Source organism: Methylobacillus gramineus (assembly GCF_020532675.1).
GTDB lineage: Bacteria > Pseudomonadota > Gammaproteobacteria > Burkholderiales > Methylophilaceae > Methylobacillus > Methylobacillus gramineus.
In genome coordinates this window covers 294,575-311,719 of record NZ_JAJAVE010000001.1, presented here as the reverse complement: position 1 = coordinate 311,719, position 17,145 = coordinate 294,575, and the positions used below count along the sequence as shown (strand labels likewise).

15 protein-coding genes are annotated in these 17,145 nt (G+C 51.8%); 7 read left to right on the top strand and 8 right to left on the bottom strand.

Features of this window, described 5'->3' with window-relative positions; genetic code table 11:
• Position 1: 1 nt before the first annotated feature.
• The 5 genes from LG201_RS01490 to LG201_RS01470 form a co-directional block, all read right to left on the bottom strand.
• Positions 2 to 1,873: a putative bifunctional diguanylate cyclase/phosphodiesterase gene (locus tag LG201_RS01490; protein ID WP_226770415.1), complete on the bottom strand. Its 1,872-nt coding sequence runs from the start codon at positions 1,871 to 1,873 to the stop codon at positions 2 to 4.
• Positions 1,874 to 2,024: 151 nt separating this feature from the next.
• Positions 2,025 to 2,819 carry a thymidylate synthase gene (locus tag LG201_RS01485; protein ID WP_226770414.1) on the bottom strand — a complete coding sequence of 265 codons (795 nt, stop codon included), beginning with the start codon at positions 2,817 to 2,819 and terminating at the stop codon, positions 2,025 to 2,027.
• A gap of 12 nt (positions 2,820 to 2,831) precedes the next feature.
• On the bottom strand, positions 2,832 to 4,262 hold the full coding sequence (gene thrC / locus LG201_RS01480) for a threonine synthase (RefSeq protein WP_226770413.1): 1,431 nt from the start codon (positions 4,260 to 4,262) through the stop codon (positions 2,832 to 2,834).
• Between the two features lie 61 nt (positions 4,263 to 4,323).
• Positions 4,324 to 5,637, bottom strand: a complete 1,314-nt coding sequence (locus LG201_RS01475) for a homoserine dehydrogenase (RefSeq protein ID WP_226770412.1) — start codon at positions 5,635 to 5,637, stop codon at positions 4,324 to 4,326.
• 52 nt (positions 5,638 to 5,689) lie between these two features.
• Positions 5,690 to 6,964, bottom strand: coding sequence for a pyridoxal phosphate-dependent aminotransferase (locus LG201_RS01470; protein WP_226770411.1), 1,275 nt, complete (start codon positions 6,962 to 6,964; stop codon positions 5,690 to 5,692).
• Between the two features lie 130 nt (positions 6,965 to 7,094).
• Here LG201_RS01470 and LG201_RS01465 point away from each other — a divergent pair, with 130 nt between their 5' ends.
• Both LG201_RS01465 and ccoG read left to right on the top strand, forming a co-directional pair.
• Entirely contained in the window at positions 7,095 to 7,463 is a 369-nt protein-coding gene (locus tag LG201_RS01465; protein WP_226770410.1) for an Mth938-like domain-containing protein, read from the top strand.
• 128 nt (positions 7,464 to 7,591) lie between these two features.
• Complete coding sequence (gene ccoG, locus LG201_RS01460; protein WP_226770409.1) at positions 7,592 to 9,001, top strand: cytochrome c oxidase accessory protein CcoG; 1,410 nt, start codon at positions 7,592 to 7,594, stop codon at positions 8,999 to 9,001.
• Positions 9,002 to 9,175: 174 nt separating this feature from the next.
• On the opposite strand, the gene LG201_RS01455 is transcribed toward ccoG, so the two are convergent.
• The 3 genes from LG201_RS01455 to fabA all read right to left on the bottom strand — a co-directional run bounded on the left by LG201_RS01455 (position 9,176) and on the right by fabA (position 12,486).
• Positions 9,176 to 10,597 (bottom strand): aminotransferase-like domain-containing protein, encoded by a 1,422-nt coding sequence (locus LG201_RS01455; RefSeq protein WP_226770408.1) that lies wholly within the window; start codon positions 10,595 to 10,597, stop codon positions 9,176 to 9,178.
• Positions 10,598 to 10,660: 63 nt separating this feature from the next.
• Positions 10,661 to 11,890, bottom strand: coding sequence for a beta-ketoacyl-ACP synthase I (gene fabB / locus LG201_RS01450; RefSeq protein WP_226770407.1), 1,230 nt, complete (start codon positions 11,888 to 11,890; stop codon positions 10,661 to 10,663).
• An 80-nt stretch (positions 11,891 to 11,970) separates the two neighbouring features.
• Positions 11,971 to 12,486 (bottom strand): 3-hydroxyacyl-[acyl-carrier-protein] dehydratase FabA, encoded by a 516-nt coding sequence (fabA, locus tag LG201_RS01445; protein ID WP_226770406.1) that lies wholly within the window; start codon positions 12,484 to 12,486, stop codon positions 11,971 to 11,973.
• Between the two features lie 300 nt (positions 12,487 to 12,786).
• Between fabA and LG201_RS01440 the strand changes: the two genes are divergently transcribed.
• The 5 genes from LG201_RS01440 to LG201_RS01420 are packed head-to-tail and all read left to right on the top strand — an operon-like array spanning position 12,787 to position 17,137.
• Positions 12,787 to 13,803: an AAA family ATPase gene (locus LG201_RS01440; protein WP_226770405.1), complete on the top strand. Its 1,017-nt coding sequence runs from the start codon at positions 12,787 to 12,789 to the stop codon at positions 13,801 to 13,803.
• Between the two features lie 15 nt (positions 13,804 to 13,818).
• Positions 13,819 to 14,682: a DUF58 domain-containing protein gene (locus LG201_RS01435; protein WP_226770404.1), complete on the top strand. Its 864-nt coding sequence runs from the start codon at positions 13,819 to 13,821 to the stop codon at positions 14,680 to 14,682.
• A gap of 2 nt (positions 14,683 to 14,684) precedes the next feature.
• Entirely contained in the window at positions 14,685 to 15,629 is a 945-nt protein-coding gene (locus LG201_RS01430) for a hypothetical protein (RefSeq protein ID WP_226770403.1), read from the top strand.
• Positions 15,630 to 16,610 carry a vWA domain-containing protein gene (locus LG201_RS01425; RefSeq protein ID WP_226770402.1) on the top strand — a complete coding sequence of 327 codons (981 nt, stop codon included), beginning with the start codon at positions 15,630 to 15,632 and terminating at the stop codon, positions 16,608 to 16,610. It abuts the gene before it with no gap.
• Positions 16,601 to 17,137, top strand: coding sequence for a hypothetical protein (locus tag LG201_RS01420; protein WP_226770401.1), 537 nt, complete (start codon positions 16,601 to 16,603; stop codon positions 17,135 to 17,137). The genes LG201_RS01425 and LG201_RS01420 overlap by 10 nt, the downstream gene beginning before the upstream one ends.
• The last annotated feature ends 8 nt before the right edge of the window (positions 17,138 to 17,145 follow it).

The window sequence follows — 17,145 nt, the reverse complement described above, 5'->3', positions numbered from 1 at the left end:
ATCAGGTTTCACGCGCTTTCGCAATTTCAGTCATCGCATGCCTATCTACAGGCTGGCTGAACAAGAAACCCTGGGCAATATCGCATCCCTGTGCGCAGAGAAATTGTAGCTGTACCTGATTTTCAACCCCTTCAGCCACGACTTCCAGCTTCAGACTATGCGCCATCTGTATAGTAGCCGTCGTAATCGCCACATCATCTGCATCAAGTGGTATATCACGGATAAAACTACGGTCTATCTTGAGTCGACTGACCGGGAAACGCTTGAGATAGGCCATTGAAGAATAGCCGGTTCCAAAATCATCAATGGAAAGATGAATGCCCATCGCTTTAAGTTCTTTCAAGCGCGTAATCGTGGTTTCAGCATCTTCCATCAATACCGTCTCGGTAATTTCCAGCTCCAACAGGTCTGTATCCATATGGGTTTCTTCAATAATCTGGGTGACGCCATTAACCAAAGACTCTTGACGGAACTGTCGCCCAGAAAGATTGACACTCATTCTCAGCCCCTCTATCCCGGCGGCTTTCCATGCCATGGCTTGCTGGCAGGCTTCTCTTAGCACCCATTGTCCAATCGGCACAATCAACCCGACTTCCTCTGCGATAGGGATAAAATTACTTGGCATCAACACTCCACGCTGCGGATGATTCCAGCGGATGAGCGCTTCTACGCCGATCAGTTTCTGGCTTGGCAAGGCAATTTGCGGCTGGTAATGCAATTCAAACTGTCCCTGCTCCAGCGCGACGCGCATTTCACTTTCAAGGGTCAACCGGTTGGAGCTTTTATGATGCATTTCAACAGAAAACATCTGGAAATTATTCTTGCCACGACTTTTGGCGTAGTACATAGCAGCATCGGCATCACGCAATAGATGCGCAGCATCCTCGCCATCGTAAGGATAGAGGCTGGCACCGATACTGACCCCGACATAGAGATTACGGTCATTAATTGCTATCGGGGCAGCCAGCGCCTCAATAAAGCGATTGGCAATAGCGTGAATATTCTCCACCTCTTCGCTCTTTTCCAGAATCATGGCGAACTCATCACCGCCTACGCGATAAATCACATGATCAAGATTGCCTGTTGCTACCATGCGTTGTGCCACCACACGCAACAACATGTCCCCCACATCATGTCCCAAGGTATCATTAACAACCTTGAAATCATCCAGATCAAACACCAACAAGGCCAACACACTACTCTTTTGTTGCGCCTCATCGAGCAGGGTCTGGAAACGCTGATTAAACGCATAACGGTTCAGCAGATGGGTAACGGTATCGTAATTGGTCAGGAATCCGGCGCGCTCTTCGGCCTGCAGTACCGCGCGTTGCAGCCGGCTAAGCAGACTGGCCGCAGCATATAGCGTAACCAGCATCACCATGATTGTGGTACCGATATACCAAAGCAGATTACGGTACAACTGTTTTAGATTAGCCCTGGCGTAAAGCACAGCACGCTGATGGCCTTTTTCCATAACTGGTTGCCAGATTTCAGCATTCAGCAGATTCGTATTAACGGTTAACTCCGTGACCGGAGACTTGGCCGCCATATCGGGCAGCTGGCCATTGCGAACATAATGCGCTATACGCTCCTGCTGCAAGCCATACAAGGCAACCGCATCAATTTCGGGCGCAGCGGACAAACTGCTCAATACATTCTCTATCGATTTATGCTTACCAGCATCCAAGGTCTGCGTAATATTGCTGGCCACAATCTGCATTTGGACTTGCAACTTATCGGAGAGACTGCTTTTTAATGTCGCATACTCCACCAGAATCAAGGAAAAAGTGGCAATCAGCAAGGCCAAACCAACGGCCAGAATATGGACTTTACGTAATACTGGCGGTACTGATTTATAAGAAGAGGAGGTCATTACTAAGTCGCAGTTTTTAGAGTTCTATGTCGACGCCAGCCAAGCTAGAACGGGCATCGTCGATGGGTACAGATCATGTAGGTTCTACCACACATGAAGAAATAGGCTATATCATCACCCAGCAATTGAAGCACGCCCCTGCCCGATTCAGTCAGACAGCTACAGCGGCCTTGATGGCAGCATGTGATTGATAGTTTTCCAGCGTGAAATCCTCATAGCGGAAGCTGAATATATCACTCACATCCGGGTTGATATGCATGCTGGGCAATGGGAAAGGCTCACGCGACAGCTGCTCTTGTACTTGATCCAGGTGGTTGAGGTAGATATGCGCATCGCCTAGCGTATGCACAAAATCTCCCAACTTGAGACCACATACTTGAGCCACCATCATGGTGAGCAATGCGTAAGACGCAATATTGAATGGCACCCCGAGAAAAATATCCGCACTGCGCTGATAAAGCTGGCATGACAGCTTGCCATCCGCAACGTAGAACTGGAAAAAAGCATGGCAGGGAGGCAGTTTCATCTGATCAACGTCAGCCACATTCCAGGCCGACACAATGATACGACGTGAGTCTGGATTATGCTTGAGCGTATTGATTACCTGACTAATCTGGTCTATATGCGTGCCATCCGGCTTGGGCCAGTTGCGCCACTGATAGCCGTACACCGGGCCCAGGTTACCAGCTTCATCGGCCCACTCATCCCAGATCCGAACCCCATTTTCCTTGAGGTAGGCAATATTGGTACTGCCCTGCAGGAACCAGAGCAGCTCATGGATAATGGATTTGAGATGGACCTTCTTGGTCGTCAATAATGGAAAACCCTGCTCCAGATTGAATCGCATCTGATAGCCGAACACGGATAGGGTACCGGTACCGGTGCGGTCTTCCTTCTTGTGGCCGTGCTCCAGTACGTGGCGCATCAAGTCGTGATAGACCTTCATTCCATCTCCCGATTATTTAGTATGAGCAACAATGAACTGCTTGATAGTGGCAATATCAGCCTCCATCACTTCAAAGCGTTGTGGCAGGTTTTCAAGACCATCCAGGCTGGCTGGACGCTCAGGCCGCTCACCCAATGCCTCGACAATCGCATCTTCAAACTTGGCGGGCAAGGCAGTTTCCAATACCAGCATGGGAATGTTGTCCTCACGATGCTCCAGCGCTACTTTGAGGCCATCCGCAGTGTGTGTATCAATTGTGACATGGTATTGATCGTACGTAGTCTTGATGGTCTGCATGCGGTGTGCATGATTGCTGCTACCCGACACAAACCCGTAATCCGCTACCTTGGCAAACAGGCCATCCGCATTGAGATCAAATGCACCGCCTGCATCCACCTGTTTCCACAATTCGCGCATCTTGGCACCATCGCGCCCCACCAGATCAAACACAAAGCGCTCGAAATTGGAGGCCTTGGAAATGTCCATGGAGGGACTGGAAGTGTGATACGTATTGGCAGCGCCTCGGGGGCGATAGACTCCAGTACGGAAGAACTCGTCCAGCACATCGTTTTCGTTGGTGGCGACTACCAGTTTGGCAATCGGCAGCCCCATCATACGGGCAATATGGCCAGCACAGACATTGCCAAAATTACCTGATGGCACAGCAAAACTGACCTGCTGGCTATTGTCGCTGGTCACCGCAAAATAACCCTTGAAGTAATACACCACTTGGGCCGCAACACGCGCCCAGTTGATGGAGTTAACAGCACCGATCTTGTTCTCAGCCTTGAAAGCATGGTCATTGGATACCGCCTTGACGATGTCCTGGCAGTCATCAAACACACCCTTGACGGCGATATTGAAGATATTGTCATCTTGCAGGCTGAACATCTGGGCAGTCTGGAAGCGGCTCATTTTCTGGTGTGGCGAGAGCATGAATACATTCACGCCCTGCTTGCCACGCATGGCATATTCCGCAGCTGATCCGGTATCCCCCGAAGTAGCACCGAGGATATTGGTGGTCTCGCCCTTCTTGGCCAGGACATATTCAAACAGATTGCCCAGCAACTGCATGGCCATATCCTTGAACGCCAGCGTGGGGCCATTGGAGAGCGAAAGCAGGTAAAGATCTTTTTCCAGTTTGAGTACCGGGGTGATATCTTCCACATTCTGTCCCGGGCGTGCATTCGCATACACCTCGGCACGATAGGTGTTATCCACAATCGCGCGCAAGTCTGCTGCAGAGATATCATCAATCAGGCGTGACAACAGGGTAAACGCCAGATCCCGATAATGCATGCCACGCATGGCATTGAGATCCGCATCACTAAACTGCGGATAACTTTCAGGCAGATAGAGACCACCATCAGGGGCAAGGCCGCCCAACAGGATTTCACTGAAACTCAGTGCGGGCGATTGCCCGCGGGTGGAAATGTATTTCATTGCACGCTAGGCAAAGCTGGTAGACAGAGTCATGCCCCTAAGCTTTGCCACCCTTTCTTTATTATCGGCTTAACTCTTCCATACGCAAACGCGTCACCTTGCCCGTAATCGCATCCAAGGCTTCAATCTCGGTAATGGCAGCATCCATGTTCTTCTCCACGGTGACGTGCGTCAGAATGATGATGTCAGCCTGATCTTCACCTTCTTGTGGTTCTTTCTGGATCATGGCGTCAATAGAGATCTGGCGATCACCCAGGATACGCGTCACATCGGCCAGCACACCTGGCTTGTCGACTGCACGCAAACGCAGATAGTAGGCACTGCTCACCTCACCTATAGGCAGTATGGGCAGATCCACCAATTGGTCAGGCTGGAACGCCAGGTGTGGCACACGCTGGTGCGCATCCACAGTGTGGGTACGGGTCACATCAACGATATCAGCTACCACTGCACTGGCCGTAGGCTCGGCGCCTGCACCTGCCCCGTAATAGAGGGTAGGACCTACCGCATCGCCCTTCACCAGCACCGCATTCATGGCGCCATTGACGTTGGCAATCAAACGCTTTTCAGGAATCAGCGTGGGGTGCACGCGCAACTCCACGCCCTTGTCAGTACGCTTGGTAATGCCCAGCAACTTGACGCGATAGCCCAGCTCTTCAGCGTAGCGAATATCCACCGCAGCGAGCTTGCTGATGCCCTCGACATAAGCCTTGTCAAACTGCATGGGAATACCAAAACCAATCGCGGCCAGGATCATGAGCTTGTGCGCTGCATCAACCCCCTCCACATCAAAGGTAGGATCTGCTTCGGCATACCCCAGGCGCTGGGCTTCCTTCAACACATCTGCAAATGCCAGGCCTTTTTCACGCATCTCGGACAAGATGAAATTGGTGGTGCCATTAATAATGCCCGCAATCCACTCGATACGATTGGCTGCCAAGCCTTCACGCACTGCCTTGATAATAGGAATGCCTCCAGCTACAGCAGCCTCGAAAGCCACAATCACGCCCTTTTTCTGTGCCGCGGCAAAAATCTCGTTACCGTGCAGGGCAATCAGCGCCTTGTTGGCCGTCACCACATGCTTGCCGTTTTCTATGGCCTTGAGCACAAGGTCCTTGGCGACGGTATAGCCGCCTATCAATTCCACCACGATATCAATGGTGGGATCTGCGACAATCGCAAATGCGTCATCGGTCACTTCAGCGTTGCCATCGGTCAGCTTGCGCGCCAATTCCAGATTACGATCAGCCACGCGGGTGATCTGGATCGGACGACCGGCACGGCGGGCAATTTCTTCTTGATTACGGGTAAGGACGGTATAGGTGCCGCCACCGACAGTGCCGATGCCAAGCAAACCAACATTGATGGGTTTCATTAAGTTTCCAGCTCTCTTGCTTTTTTCAAACGGTAGTCAGCACAGCCTGCCATCAGGCTTGCACACTGCGCTGTTTTGTCTCTTTTTTATCAACCAACGCGATGGTACTGTGCTGCTTGCGGTAGTTTTCAAGGAAGCGTGCAATACGCGTAAAAGCTTCGGTCAGGTCATCCAGATTAGGCAGGAACACCACACGGAAGTGGTCTGGGGAATGCCAATTAAACCCAGTACCTTGCACCAGCAACACTTTTTCTTCCAGCAGTAAATCAAGGATGAACTGCTGGTCATCCTTGATCGGGTATACCTTTGGATCCAGTCGTGCAAACAGGTAAAGGCCCGCCTTGGGCTTTACACAGCTGACACCTGGAATCTCGGTAAGCATGTTGTAGGCCAGATCGCGCTGCTTGCACAGCCTGCCAGTCGGCGCTACCAGGTCATCTATACTCTGGTATCCCCCGAGTGCGGTCTGTATCGCCAGTTGCCCTGGCACATTGGCACAGAGACGCATAGAGGCCAGCATATTCAGGCCTTCAATATAATCGGCAGCATGGCGCTTCTCTCCCGAGATCACCAACCAGCCAGCACGATAACCACAAGTACGATAATTCTTGGATAAACCATTAAAGGTGACAAACAGCACATCATCGGCAAGGGAGGCAATCGACGTGTGCGTATTGCCGTCGTACAACACCTTGTCATAAATTTCGTCAGCAAAGATCACCAAACCATGATGACGGGCGATCTCTATGATGCCTTCCAGTATCTCGCGCGGATACAGGGCACCAGTGGGATTGTTCGGGTTGATCAGGACAATACCGCGGGTATTGGCGGTGATCTTGTTCTCCATATCCTTGAGATCTGGCAACCAGCCAGTTTGCTCATCACAGAGATAATGACGTGCTGCGCCTCCAGCCAGCGTCACTGCGGCAGTCCACAGGGGATAATCCGGCATGGGTACCAGCACCTGGTCACCATTATTGAGCAACGCCTGCATGGCCATCACGATCAGCTCGGAAACACCGTTACCGATGATGATGTCATCAATATGCACGCCCCGGATATTCTTCTCCTGCGTGTAATGCATAATCGCTTTACGCGCAGCAAACAGCCCCTTAGAGTCGGTGTAACCCGAGGCAGAATCCATGTTGCGGATGACGTCCTGCAGAATCTCCTCAGGTGCGCCAAACCCAAATGGGGCCGGGTTACCGATATTGAGCTTGATAATGCGGTGCCCTTCCTCCTCCATTTCCTTCGCTCGCGCCAATACCGGGCCTCGAATGTCGTAGCACACGTTATTGAGCTTGCTGGATTTGGCAATTGGTTGCATGGAGTGGCCCGCTAAATTCGGATTCGAAAAATGTGCTATCTTACCTTGAGTTGGCATTCAATTGAAGGGTAATCCTTGTGTGCCACCGTGTTCTATACGCTTTAATTTTCAAGACAAAATCTCTCTGGACATGAAACTACATCTGACACAGGCTGCTGGCAGCCAATTGATTACCGGATATGGCGACAGCTGGGTGGAAGTGAATCACGCCAGACATGACAGTAGCATGATCGTGCTACCTGCCACATTGGTTGAGCACTGGCCCGTCAAAGACTTCGACAGCCTGGCATCCGAACACTTCGAACAGTTGATTAGCCTCAAGCCAGAAGTCATTCTGCTAGGCACCGGCCCGACTCATCGCTTCCTGCATCCTCGCGTCAGCCATACATTGATACAAGCTGGCATCAGTATTGAATGCATGACGACGGTCGCCGCTTGCCGCACCTATAACATCCTGATGGCAGAAGGCCGCCATGTAGCTGCGGCATTGATTATCTAGCTAATAAAACCCATATCCATCAATAGCCCCATACAATCTGATATGGTTTTTTAAATCATAACTGAATCTGTAATACATCGTGCTTTACCCCCATTATTTGCATAGCATCATAAATTCCAGGAATTGCTATGCAAGCCGAAGCCACAGTATCCACACGCAACACGGTACGGAGGATCATCCCTATTGTTCCTTACAGTGTCAAAGGGCGTTACCGTAATATCAAGTCCATCATTCTCAATGCGGCATTCGCTGTCTATTTCCTGTTGCCATGGCTGCGATGGAACAATGATTCAGGTACCGGGCAAGCCATCTTGCTGGATATCCAGAATTCCCGGTTTTATATATTCAACCTGGTGCTATATCCGCAAGACCTGATGGTGTTATTGGGCATCATGGTGTTTGCCGCTATTTTGCTATTTGTTTCCGCTGCCATGTTTGGCCGCATTTTCTGCGGCTTCTTTTGCTTCCAGACACTATGGACGGATGCATTTCGTTTTATCGAGAAATGGATACAAGGCGAAGCGCAAGCGCAAAAGCGACTTAGCAATGCACCCTGGAGTGTAAAGAAAATGGCGTTATTGGGTAGCACCCATGCGCTATGGCTGTTGCTGTCATTTGCCACCGCCCTTACTTTTACCCTTTACTTTGCCAATGCGCATACGCTGCTTGGTGCTATCTTCACAGGGCAGGCTGCAATCGCAGCTTACATCACCATCTCCGTGCTGACTGCCACCACCTATGTGGCTGCGGGTTTTGCGCGCGAAGATGTCTGTTTCGTGGCTTGTCCTTACGGTAAATTTCAGGGAGTGATGCAAGATGCCTCCACTGTCACCGTGATCTACGATCAGGCACGCGGAGAAGGCATGAAAGGACGCCAGGCCCCCACAACACAACTCAAGACCCCGCAAGCCAGGCAAGACCAAGGTTTTGGCGATTGCATAGACTGCAATTACTGCGTGAATGTCTGCCCTACCGGCGTGGACATACGCAAAGGCTTCCAGATTGGCTGTATTTCGTGCGGACTATGCGTAGATGCCTGCAATAACATCATGGACTCGATCAAGCTTCCACGCGGACTGATCCGCTTTGACCGCGATGAGAATATTAAGGAAGTGGATCAGGATATGAAACGCTGGTCTATCATCAAACGCGCAAGCTACATCAGCCTGCTAGCCGCTAGTGGTCTATTTACCTGGCATATTGCCAGCTCGCTGGAACCCTATACCGTGATCGTGCAGCAGGAAAGACAACCCCTGGTGACACAACTTTCCGACGGCAGTTTGCGCAACCGCTACCAGGTGCGCATTACCAACAAAACTGCCGAGCCGGAAACCTATCATATCCATAGCAGCGGCTTGCCTGACAACAGTTTTAAGGGATGGAAGCATATTGCAGTGCCTGCAGGGAAATCCTATACCAGCGACTTCAGCGTATCACTACCGCCAGGCATGGGCACCAATCACTTCAGCCTCACCATCACGCCGCATAAACAGCCTGAGGCGGCGCACAAGTTAAGGGTCAGTTTCTTTGCAAAATAAATACTGAAACAGGCTATGGAATCACCAACCCTGAAAGCCAAAACGGCAACCTTCAGGGCTTGTGACTCGCTCTAATGCCACCGACTGCAGCAAGCGATACGCAGCACGAAACAACCCTGCTCGCCTTACTCATGCCTGCATTGTTATGCGGAAAATCCCAGCTGCTATCGGCTCTTACTTTACTGGCCTCATGGCAGCCATCAAGCGCCCCAGGGTTTTGAATGCCGCGTCTATATCTGGCCCAACAGGCTTGCTGTAATTCAGCCTGATGCAATAGCGGCATTGGTGCCTGACAGAAAAAATAGGCCCAGGGGCAATACTGACACCCTGCTCCAGGGCACGCTGAAACAATAAGAGCGCATCGACATACTCAGGCAGTGCGACCCATAAAAAATAGCCTCCACTGGGGCGCGTCACGCGGGTTTCTTCAGGAAAATGCTTTGCCACCAGGTGTAGATACTGGTGCTGCTGCAGTTCAAAACCCGCGCGCAGCTTGCGCAAATGACGGTCATATCCGCCATGTTGCAAGAAATCCGCAATGGCCGCCTGGGCAATGGTGCTGGTGGAAAGAGACGTAATGACCTTGAGCCGCTCCACCTCTTTTTCATAGCGCCCAGGCAAGGTCCAGCCTACACGATAACCAGGTGCCAGCGTTTTGGAGAATGAACTGCAATGCATGACATATCCCTCGGCGTCATACGCCTTGGCTGGTTTATGCGCTTGCAAACCAAAATAAAGCTCGCCATACACATCATCTTCTATCAGCGGGATCCGGTAGCGCGTGATCAGCGCCACCAATGCCTGCTTACGCTCGGGCGGCATGGAAACCCCCATGGGATTCTGGAAGCTGGTCATGGACCAGCAGGCCCGTATCGGACATTTTTCCAGCATTTGCTCCAGATACTCCAGGTCCATGCCACGCACCGGATCCACCGGGATTTCCACTGCCTTCAGTTGCAGGCGTTCCAGCGCCTGCAGGCAGCCATAAAAGGCTGGCGATTCTATCGCCACCAGATCACCTGGCTTGGTGACAGCCTCCAGACACAGATTCAAGGCTTCAAACGCGCCGTTGGTAATCACGATGCTATCGACATCAGCCTGGATCCCCGTATTGATATATCGCTGGGCAATTTGTCTACGCAGGTGGCGGTTACCAGGCGGCAACGACTCCACAATCTCAGCTGCTCCCATATGCTTGGTAGCACGGGCAAGCGAGCGAGAAAGGCGCTCTAGCGGAAATAGCTCTGGCCACGGAAATGCAGAACCCAGGGGAACGGTGGCAGGATCCTTCATGGAACTCAAAATCGAAAATACCATATCGCTGACAGCCACTGCCATGCTGTCGTGTTCAGGCAATGGAGTGTTGTGCGCTGCCAGCGGCTTGAGCACATGGTTGCTGACGTAATATCCAGACTTGGGCTGGGCGCGAATCAGGCCCAGGTTTTCCAGTTCGTAGTAAGCCTTGAAGATGGTGGCGGGACTGAGTTTGTGGTTCAGGCAGGCTTGACGTATTGAGGGCAGTTTTTCGCCCGGCACCAGTATGCCTGCACGGATAGCTTCGGCAATATCATGCACGAGTTTTTCGTAAAGTTTCATGCGACCCTTGCAGACAACAAACCAAGCGGGAAGACTGCAGGCGATAGTCGCCTGCAGTTGTGTCTAAGCCAGGTTCTTGCGCGAAAAAGTCAGTGTGGCATTGGTGCCACCAAAGCCAAAACTGTTGGATAGTGCGGTCTGGATATTGGCGTTATCAATGCGCTGGGTCACGATAGGCAAACCTTCTGCTGCAGGATCCAGTGTCTCGATATTGGCAGAGGCTGCGATAAAGTTGTTTTCCATCATGAGCAGGGTATAAATCGCCTCATTCACACCCGCAGCACCCAATGCATGGCCGGATAGTGACTTGGTAGAAGCAATCGCCGGCACCTTGCCATGTGTACCGCTGCCGAATACTTCACGGATGGCTTCCAGCTCCTTGGTATCGCCTACTGGCGTGCTGGTACCGTGAGTATTGATGTAATCCACCTCATCCACGCCCTGCAACGCCAGCTTCATGCAACGCACTGCTCCTTCACCGCTAGGCGCCACCATGTCGTAACCATCAGAGGTGGCACCATAGCCCACGACCTCGGCATATATCTTGGCACCACGTGCCTTGGCATGCTCATACTCTTCCAACACGACAATCCCGCCGCCGCCAGAAATCACGAAGCCATCCCGTGCCTGGTCATAGGTACGAGAAGCCTTGTCCGGCGTGTCATTGTATTTGCTCGACATCGCGCCCATGGCATCAAACAGGTAAGACAAGGTCCAGTGCTCTTCTTCACCACCACCAGCAAACACGATATCTTGCTTGCCAAGCTGGATTTGCTCGACACCGGCACCAATACAGTGGGCACTGGTAGAGCAGGCGGAACTGATACTGTAGTTGACACCCTTGATCTTGGCACCCGTTGCCAGAGTAGCGACAATACCGCTGCACATGGCCTTGGTCACCATATAGGGGCCAACACGGCGGATACCTTTCTCTGCCAGCACAGCATTGCTCTGCTCTATGCTGTCAGTGGAAGGCCCACCACCACCGACAATAATGCCGGTACGCACATTGGAGACGAGATCCTCGCCCAGGCTGGCATCGGCAATCGCCTCTTGCAAGGCAATCCATGCATAGGCATGACCATTGGCCATAAACCGCATCAGCTTGCGATCAATGAGCTCCTGCACATTCAGCTTGACTGAGCCCGCGACGTGCGAGCGCAGGCCATGATCTGCATATTCCTGATTGAACGTGATACCGGAACGGCCCTCACGCAGGCTGTCCAGCACTTCAGATTTGTTGTTACCAAGACTGGAAACAATGCCCATCCCGGTGACGACGACACGACGCATTGCGTGTTCTCCCACATTAATTCGTTGATACAACGACGGTTAAACCATCGCCGCAGGACCTTATGCCCTGCTAAACACGACTAGAAATTATCGGTGCGTGTAAACAGACCAACACGCAAATCATTGGCTGCGTAAATCTCGCGACCATCAATTTCCATGCGGGCATCTGCAATACCCATGACCAACTTACGCATGATGACACGCTTCAAGTCGATCTTATAAGTAATCAGCTTACCGCTAGGCAACACCTGACCAGAAAATTTCACTTCCCCGGAGCCTAGCGCACGACCACGACCAGGACCACCCATCCAGCCAAGGTAGAATCCTACCAGCTGCCACATGGCATCCAGACCCAGACAGCCCGGCATCACCGGATCACCTTCAAAATGACAGCCAAAAAACCAAAGATCAGGCCTGACATCCAGCTCAGCAACGATCTGGCCATTTCCATATCTGCCGCCATCCTCTGTTATGGAGACGATCCGGTCAAACATCAACATGGGGGGCAATGGCAATTGCGCATTGCCTGGACCAAACATCTCGCCACGCCCGCATGAGAGCAATTCTTCAAAGGTAAAACTATTCTGTTTTTGCATTTAATTATTCTGTACTTATCAATTTCGCTATTTTCGCCTGAAATGCTGTTTAACAAAAGCCCAGACAGTGAAACTATTTAAAAAAACAATGGATCAACTCCAGCCATCACTACTGCTACATCGGGTTATAACGGGAGCACAAGCTACTTTAAGAACTTCGCCACAAGCCTTTTATGCAGTGGAATTGCCTACTTCAGCAAAACAGGTATACCGATCTGTTTACACCATGAATTAAAAACCATACCATACGGGAAAAATTCCGGCATCCAGCCTCAACCCTACTTCTTATGGAATTCACCAATGAGCGACCGTCAACTGGCCGATTGGCGCACACAAGCGCTGCAACTGGAAAATGAAGTCAATAAAGTCGTCGTAGGTCAGCAAACCCCCGTCCGCCTGATCACCACATCCATCTTCGCTCGTGGCCATGTGTTACTTGAAGGCGACGTGGGTGTCGGCAAAACCACCTTGTTACGTGCCTTTACCCGAGGCATCGGTGGCGGCTATCAGCGGATAGAAGGCACCATAGACTTGATGCCCAACGATCTGGTTTACCATACCTATCTTGGTGACGATGGTCGCCCGCACGTCAGCCCTGGGCCACTATTATCTCACGGCACCAACCTATCCGTATTTTTCTTTAACGAAATCAATCGTGCTCGACCACAAGTGCACTCCTTGCTGCTGCGGGTGATGGCGGAACGCACACTGTCTGCGTTCAATCGCGAGCATCATTTTCCGCATATGCTGGTATTTGCCGATCGCAACCAGGTGGAAAAAGAAGAAACTTTCGAGATTCCATCAGCTGCACGTGACCGTTTTATGATGGAAATACCGATTCTGGTGCCGAATGATGCCGACATCATGGAATCGCTGATTTTTGACACGCGCTTCCATGATGTGGATGCGCTGGTCAGCCATGTCAGTACCGATATCCTGCAGTTTGACCAACTGAACCAGATTGCAGAGTTGATTCAATCCAGCGTACAAGCGAGTCCGACATTGCGCCGCTATGCGCTTGACCTCTGGCTGGCCACGCTCACCCCGGCCAAATATGGCATCAAGATCGAAGGGGTGGACATCAAGCGCCTGGTGTTGGCTGGTGCCAGTCCACGCGGAATCGCCATGATGATGCGGGCGGCCCGTGTGAATGCATGGTTGAATAATCGGGATGCCGTAGTTCCTGAAGATATTCATGCGGTCTTCCATGAAACCATCGCCCATCGGCTGGTATTCAGCCCGATCTATGAAATGCGCCGTAGCGAAATCGCTCGTGAACTGCTGAATCAGCTCATCCGCTCCATTACCGCACCATAAAGCAGGGCTGGAACCATGGTGCCTGAACTCGCAAAAGAATTTACCTACCAGGTGGGGTGGCGCTCCCGTGGCCGCCATCCTGGCCGCCATGTCAGTGCGCAGCGTGGACTGGGGATGGACTTTGTTGGCCATGCGCCCTTGATTGCCTATCCCGATCCTCGTCGCATCGACCTGCGCCTGAGCCTGCGTGACCCCATGGAACAGGTATTTGTCCGTATCTACAACCAGCGTAGCGCTACGCCCATCTTTGTGGCGTGTGACCTGTCAGGCTCCATGGGATTTTCCGGCCATACCAACAAGCTGAAAACAGCCGCAGAAATTACTGCCTCTGCTGCGCAATCCGCCTCCAGGATCAATGACCCCTTTGGCTTTATCGGGTTTGATCATGTCGTACGAGAAGACTGGATCAGTCTGCCCAGCGTACGGGTACAGGCAGCGTATGCCCTGGCAGATCAATTGCAGCACTATCGCCCGGCTCATGTCGATGGCAATGGCTTGCTCGACGTTGCCCAACACTTGCCACGGGAACGTTCCCTGGTCTTGCTGGTATCTGACTTCCACATGCCACTGGAGATCATAGAAGAGGCGCTGATACTCATGCAACGCCATCATGTGGTGCCCATCGTGCTGTGGGATGCAGCCGAGTACAAAGCCATGCCAGAGTTCGGCTTGACCCATGTCACAGACAGTGAAACCGGCGAGAAACGCACGCTGTTATTGCGTAAAGGGACTCATGCCCGCATTCAAGCCGCATTTGCCGAACGACACGCTGCATTAACTGCATTATTCATGCGTTACGATCTGCCGCCGTTCTTTATTGAGCAAGGCTTTGATGCCGATGCCCTGACCGAATACTTCTACCAGTTTGTGACGGCATGACCATGAAACTATCCACTATTATTGTGCTTTCCCAGCTCTTGCTAAGCTCCCTGTCACTGGCGTGGGCTGCAGAACCCGCCATCAGCAAGGATGATCCGCCAGTCGAAATTACAGAAAGCAACCCGGAACGCGAAGTAGGCTATCACGTGGGAGATGTGTTGCAGCGCACCATCACCCTCAAGGTTGCGGACACCTACCACTTGCTACCCACCTCATTGCCATTGGTGGGCAACCAGAAAAAATACCGCAACAAGGATCAAGGCATTGAGATTTATTCCAGCAAGATGAGTGAAAGCCATCGTGGTGGCTTTAACATCTACACACTTGTGCTCAATTACCAGGTATTCAGCTCCAGCATTGTCGCCAAGCCAGCGGCCTTGCCACCTGAGTTCGTCAAGTTTGCCGGCAATGGAAAACTGTTCCGCGTGCGTATCCCGAGCTGGAGTTTCCGCATTTCTCCCCTGGCCGTGTATGGCTCGGTCAAGATAGAAAAAGACATGAGCCAGCTGCGCGGCCCGCTACTGCTGGATGACAGCGTACATCGCCAGGCCCTGAATACCGCGATCGGGGTACTCAGCTTCTCCCTGCTAGGACTGCTCTACATATTGGGCAATCGTTCCTGGTTGCCACGCATGGGCGGGCCATTTGCCAAGGCCAATCGCAAGGTCCGCAAATCCAGCGATGACGATCATGGCATCAAGTCAGCCATTAGCAGCCTACACCAAGCCTTCAACCAAAGCAGTGGACAAAGCGTATTTACTGCCAGTGAATTCATCAGCCAGAAACCCGGATTTTCGCCTATCAGAGAGGAAATCGAGCAATTTTTCCTGCTGTCCCGCGCCGTGTTTTTTGATGCATCTACTCCCAGCGCTATTCAGGATCCGCCGCCTATCTGGTTACGCAAGTTCAGCCGCCGCTGCCGTGACTGTGAAAGAGGATTGAAGTAAGTGAGCTTCGTACACCTGTGGCTACTGTTTTTATTGCCTTTATCACTCATACCGCTGTTGCTGGAACGTCAGCATAGTCGCAGCTACTCCTGGCTGGGCCTGTTGCCACGTGACCGCCTGTCCGACCTGCTCGGCCTGCTGCTCAAGATACTGGCAGCCCTGGCATTATTCTTCATGACGCTGGGCGTAGCTGGGCCTGTTACTGATGCCCAATACATAGAGCGCATCGGCCAAGGGGCACAACTGGTCTTGATCATAGATCGCAGCGCCAGCATGGATGACCCATTCTCAGGGGCTGAGTCCAGCGGTGTGGCTGGAGAATCAAAAGCCGGTGCGGCTGAGCGATTGATCACCCGTTTTGTAAAGGAGCGGACTAACGATATGTTCGGCATGGTCACTTTCAGCAACTCGGCCATCCATGCACTTCCGCTCAATGACAATCGTGATGCCATTCTGGCGGCCATCCGTGCAGCAGGCGGTGCAGCCCTGTTCCAAACCAATATTGGCAGTGGTCTCACCAGTGGCCTGGCACAATTCGACAAGACACCAGACTCAGGTTCACGCGCCATCATTCTGCTATCCGATGGCGGTGGTCGTATTGGCGCCAATATTCAGCAAAAAGTCCGTGACTGGCTGGAGCGTATGAATGTCACCCTATATTGGATAGTGCTGCGTCAACCAGGGGCGATCAGTATTTTTGATACCAGCTTCAAACCTCCTGAAGACAAGCCACTGCCACCATCGATTGAACTGAATGAGTTCTTCAAAACCCTGAACACCGGCTATCAGGCGTATGAAGCTGAAGATCCCAAGTCATTGGCAGCAGCGATAGAAGATATCAACCGCAAGGAAAAGAAACCCATCCGCTACATGGAAGAAATCCCTGGGCGTGACTACTCTCCTTATTGCTATGCCCTGGCCGCATGTCTGCTGGCCTTGTTGCTGGCGGCAAAATTCATTGAGGTAAGAACATGGCATTAAGCGCAAAAAAACTGACCTTGATACTGGCGGGAGTCGCCGTGATATCTGCTGCCATCGCGATATGGCAGGTAAATGAAATTCAGGAAATCCGCCAATTCAACCAGGCAATCAAGGAAGGCAAAACACCCACCAGCCACAAGCAATCTTATGAGGCCAAATTTGCTGTTGCGTACTGGCAGGCCCAGAATGGTCGTTTTCAGGAAGCCACTCAGCTATTCGGCCAGTTACTCGAACAAGGATCTGATACCCAAAAATCAGCGGTGCAATTCAACACCGGTAACATTTTCTTTTTACGCGGCCTGGCGGTGAATGGACGAGACATCACCGTGCGAGACGAAACAGAATATTTGCTCAATCAGGCACGGACAGCTTATGAGCAATCGTTGCGCTTGGATCACACCTTTTGGGATGCCAAACATAATCTTGACCGCGTATTGAGCATGTTGCCGGCAACCCCGACTCCAGGCGTAGGCGAATCTGACTCACCAGGCCTCATCATGGGCAATATCCCTGTAGGTTTACCTTAAAGGCCGAT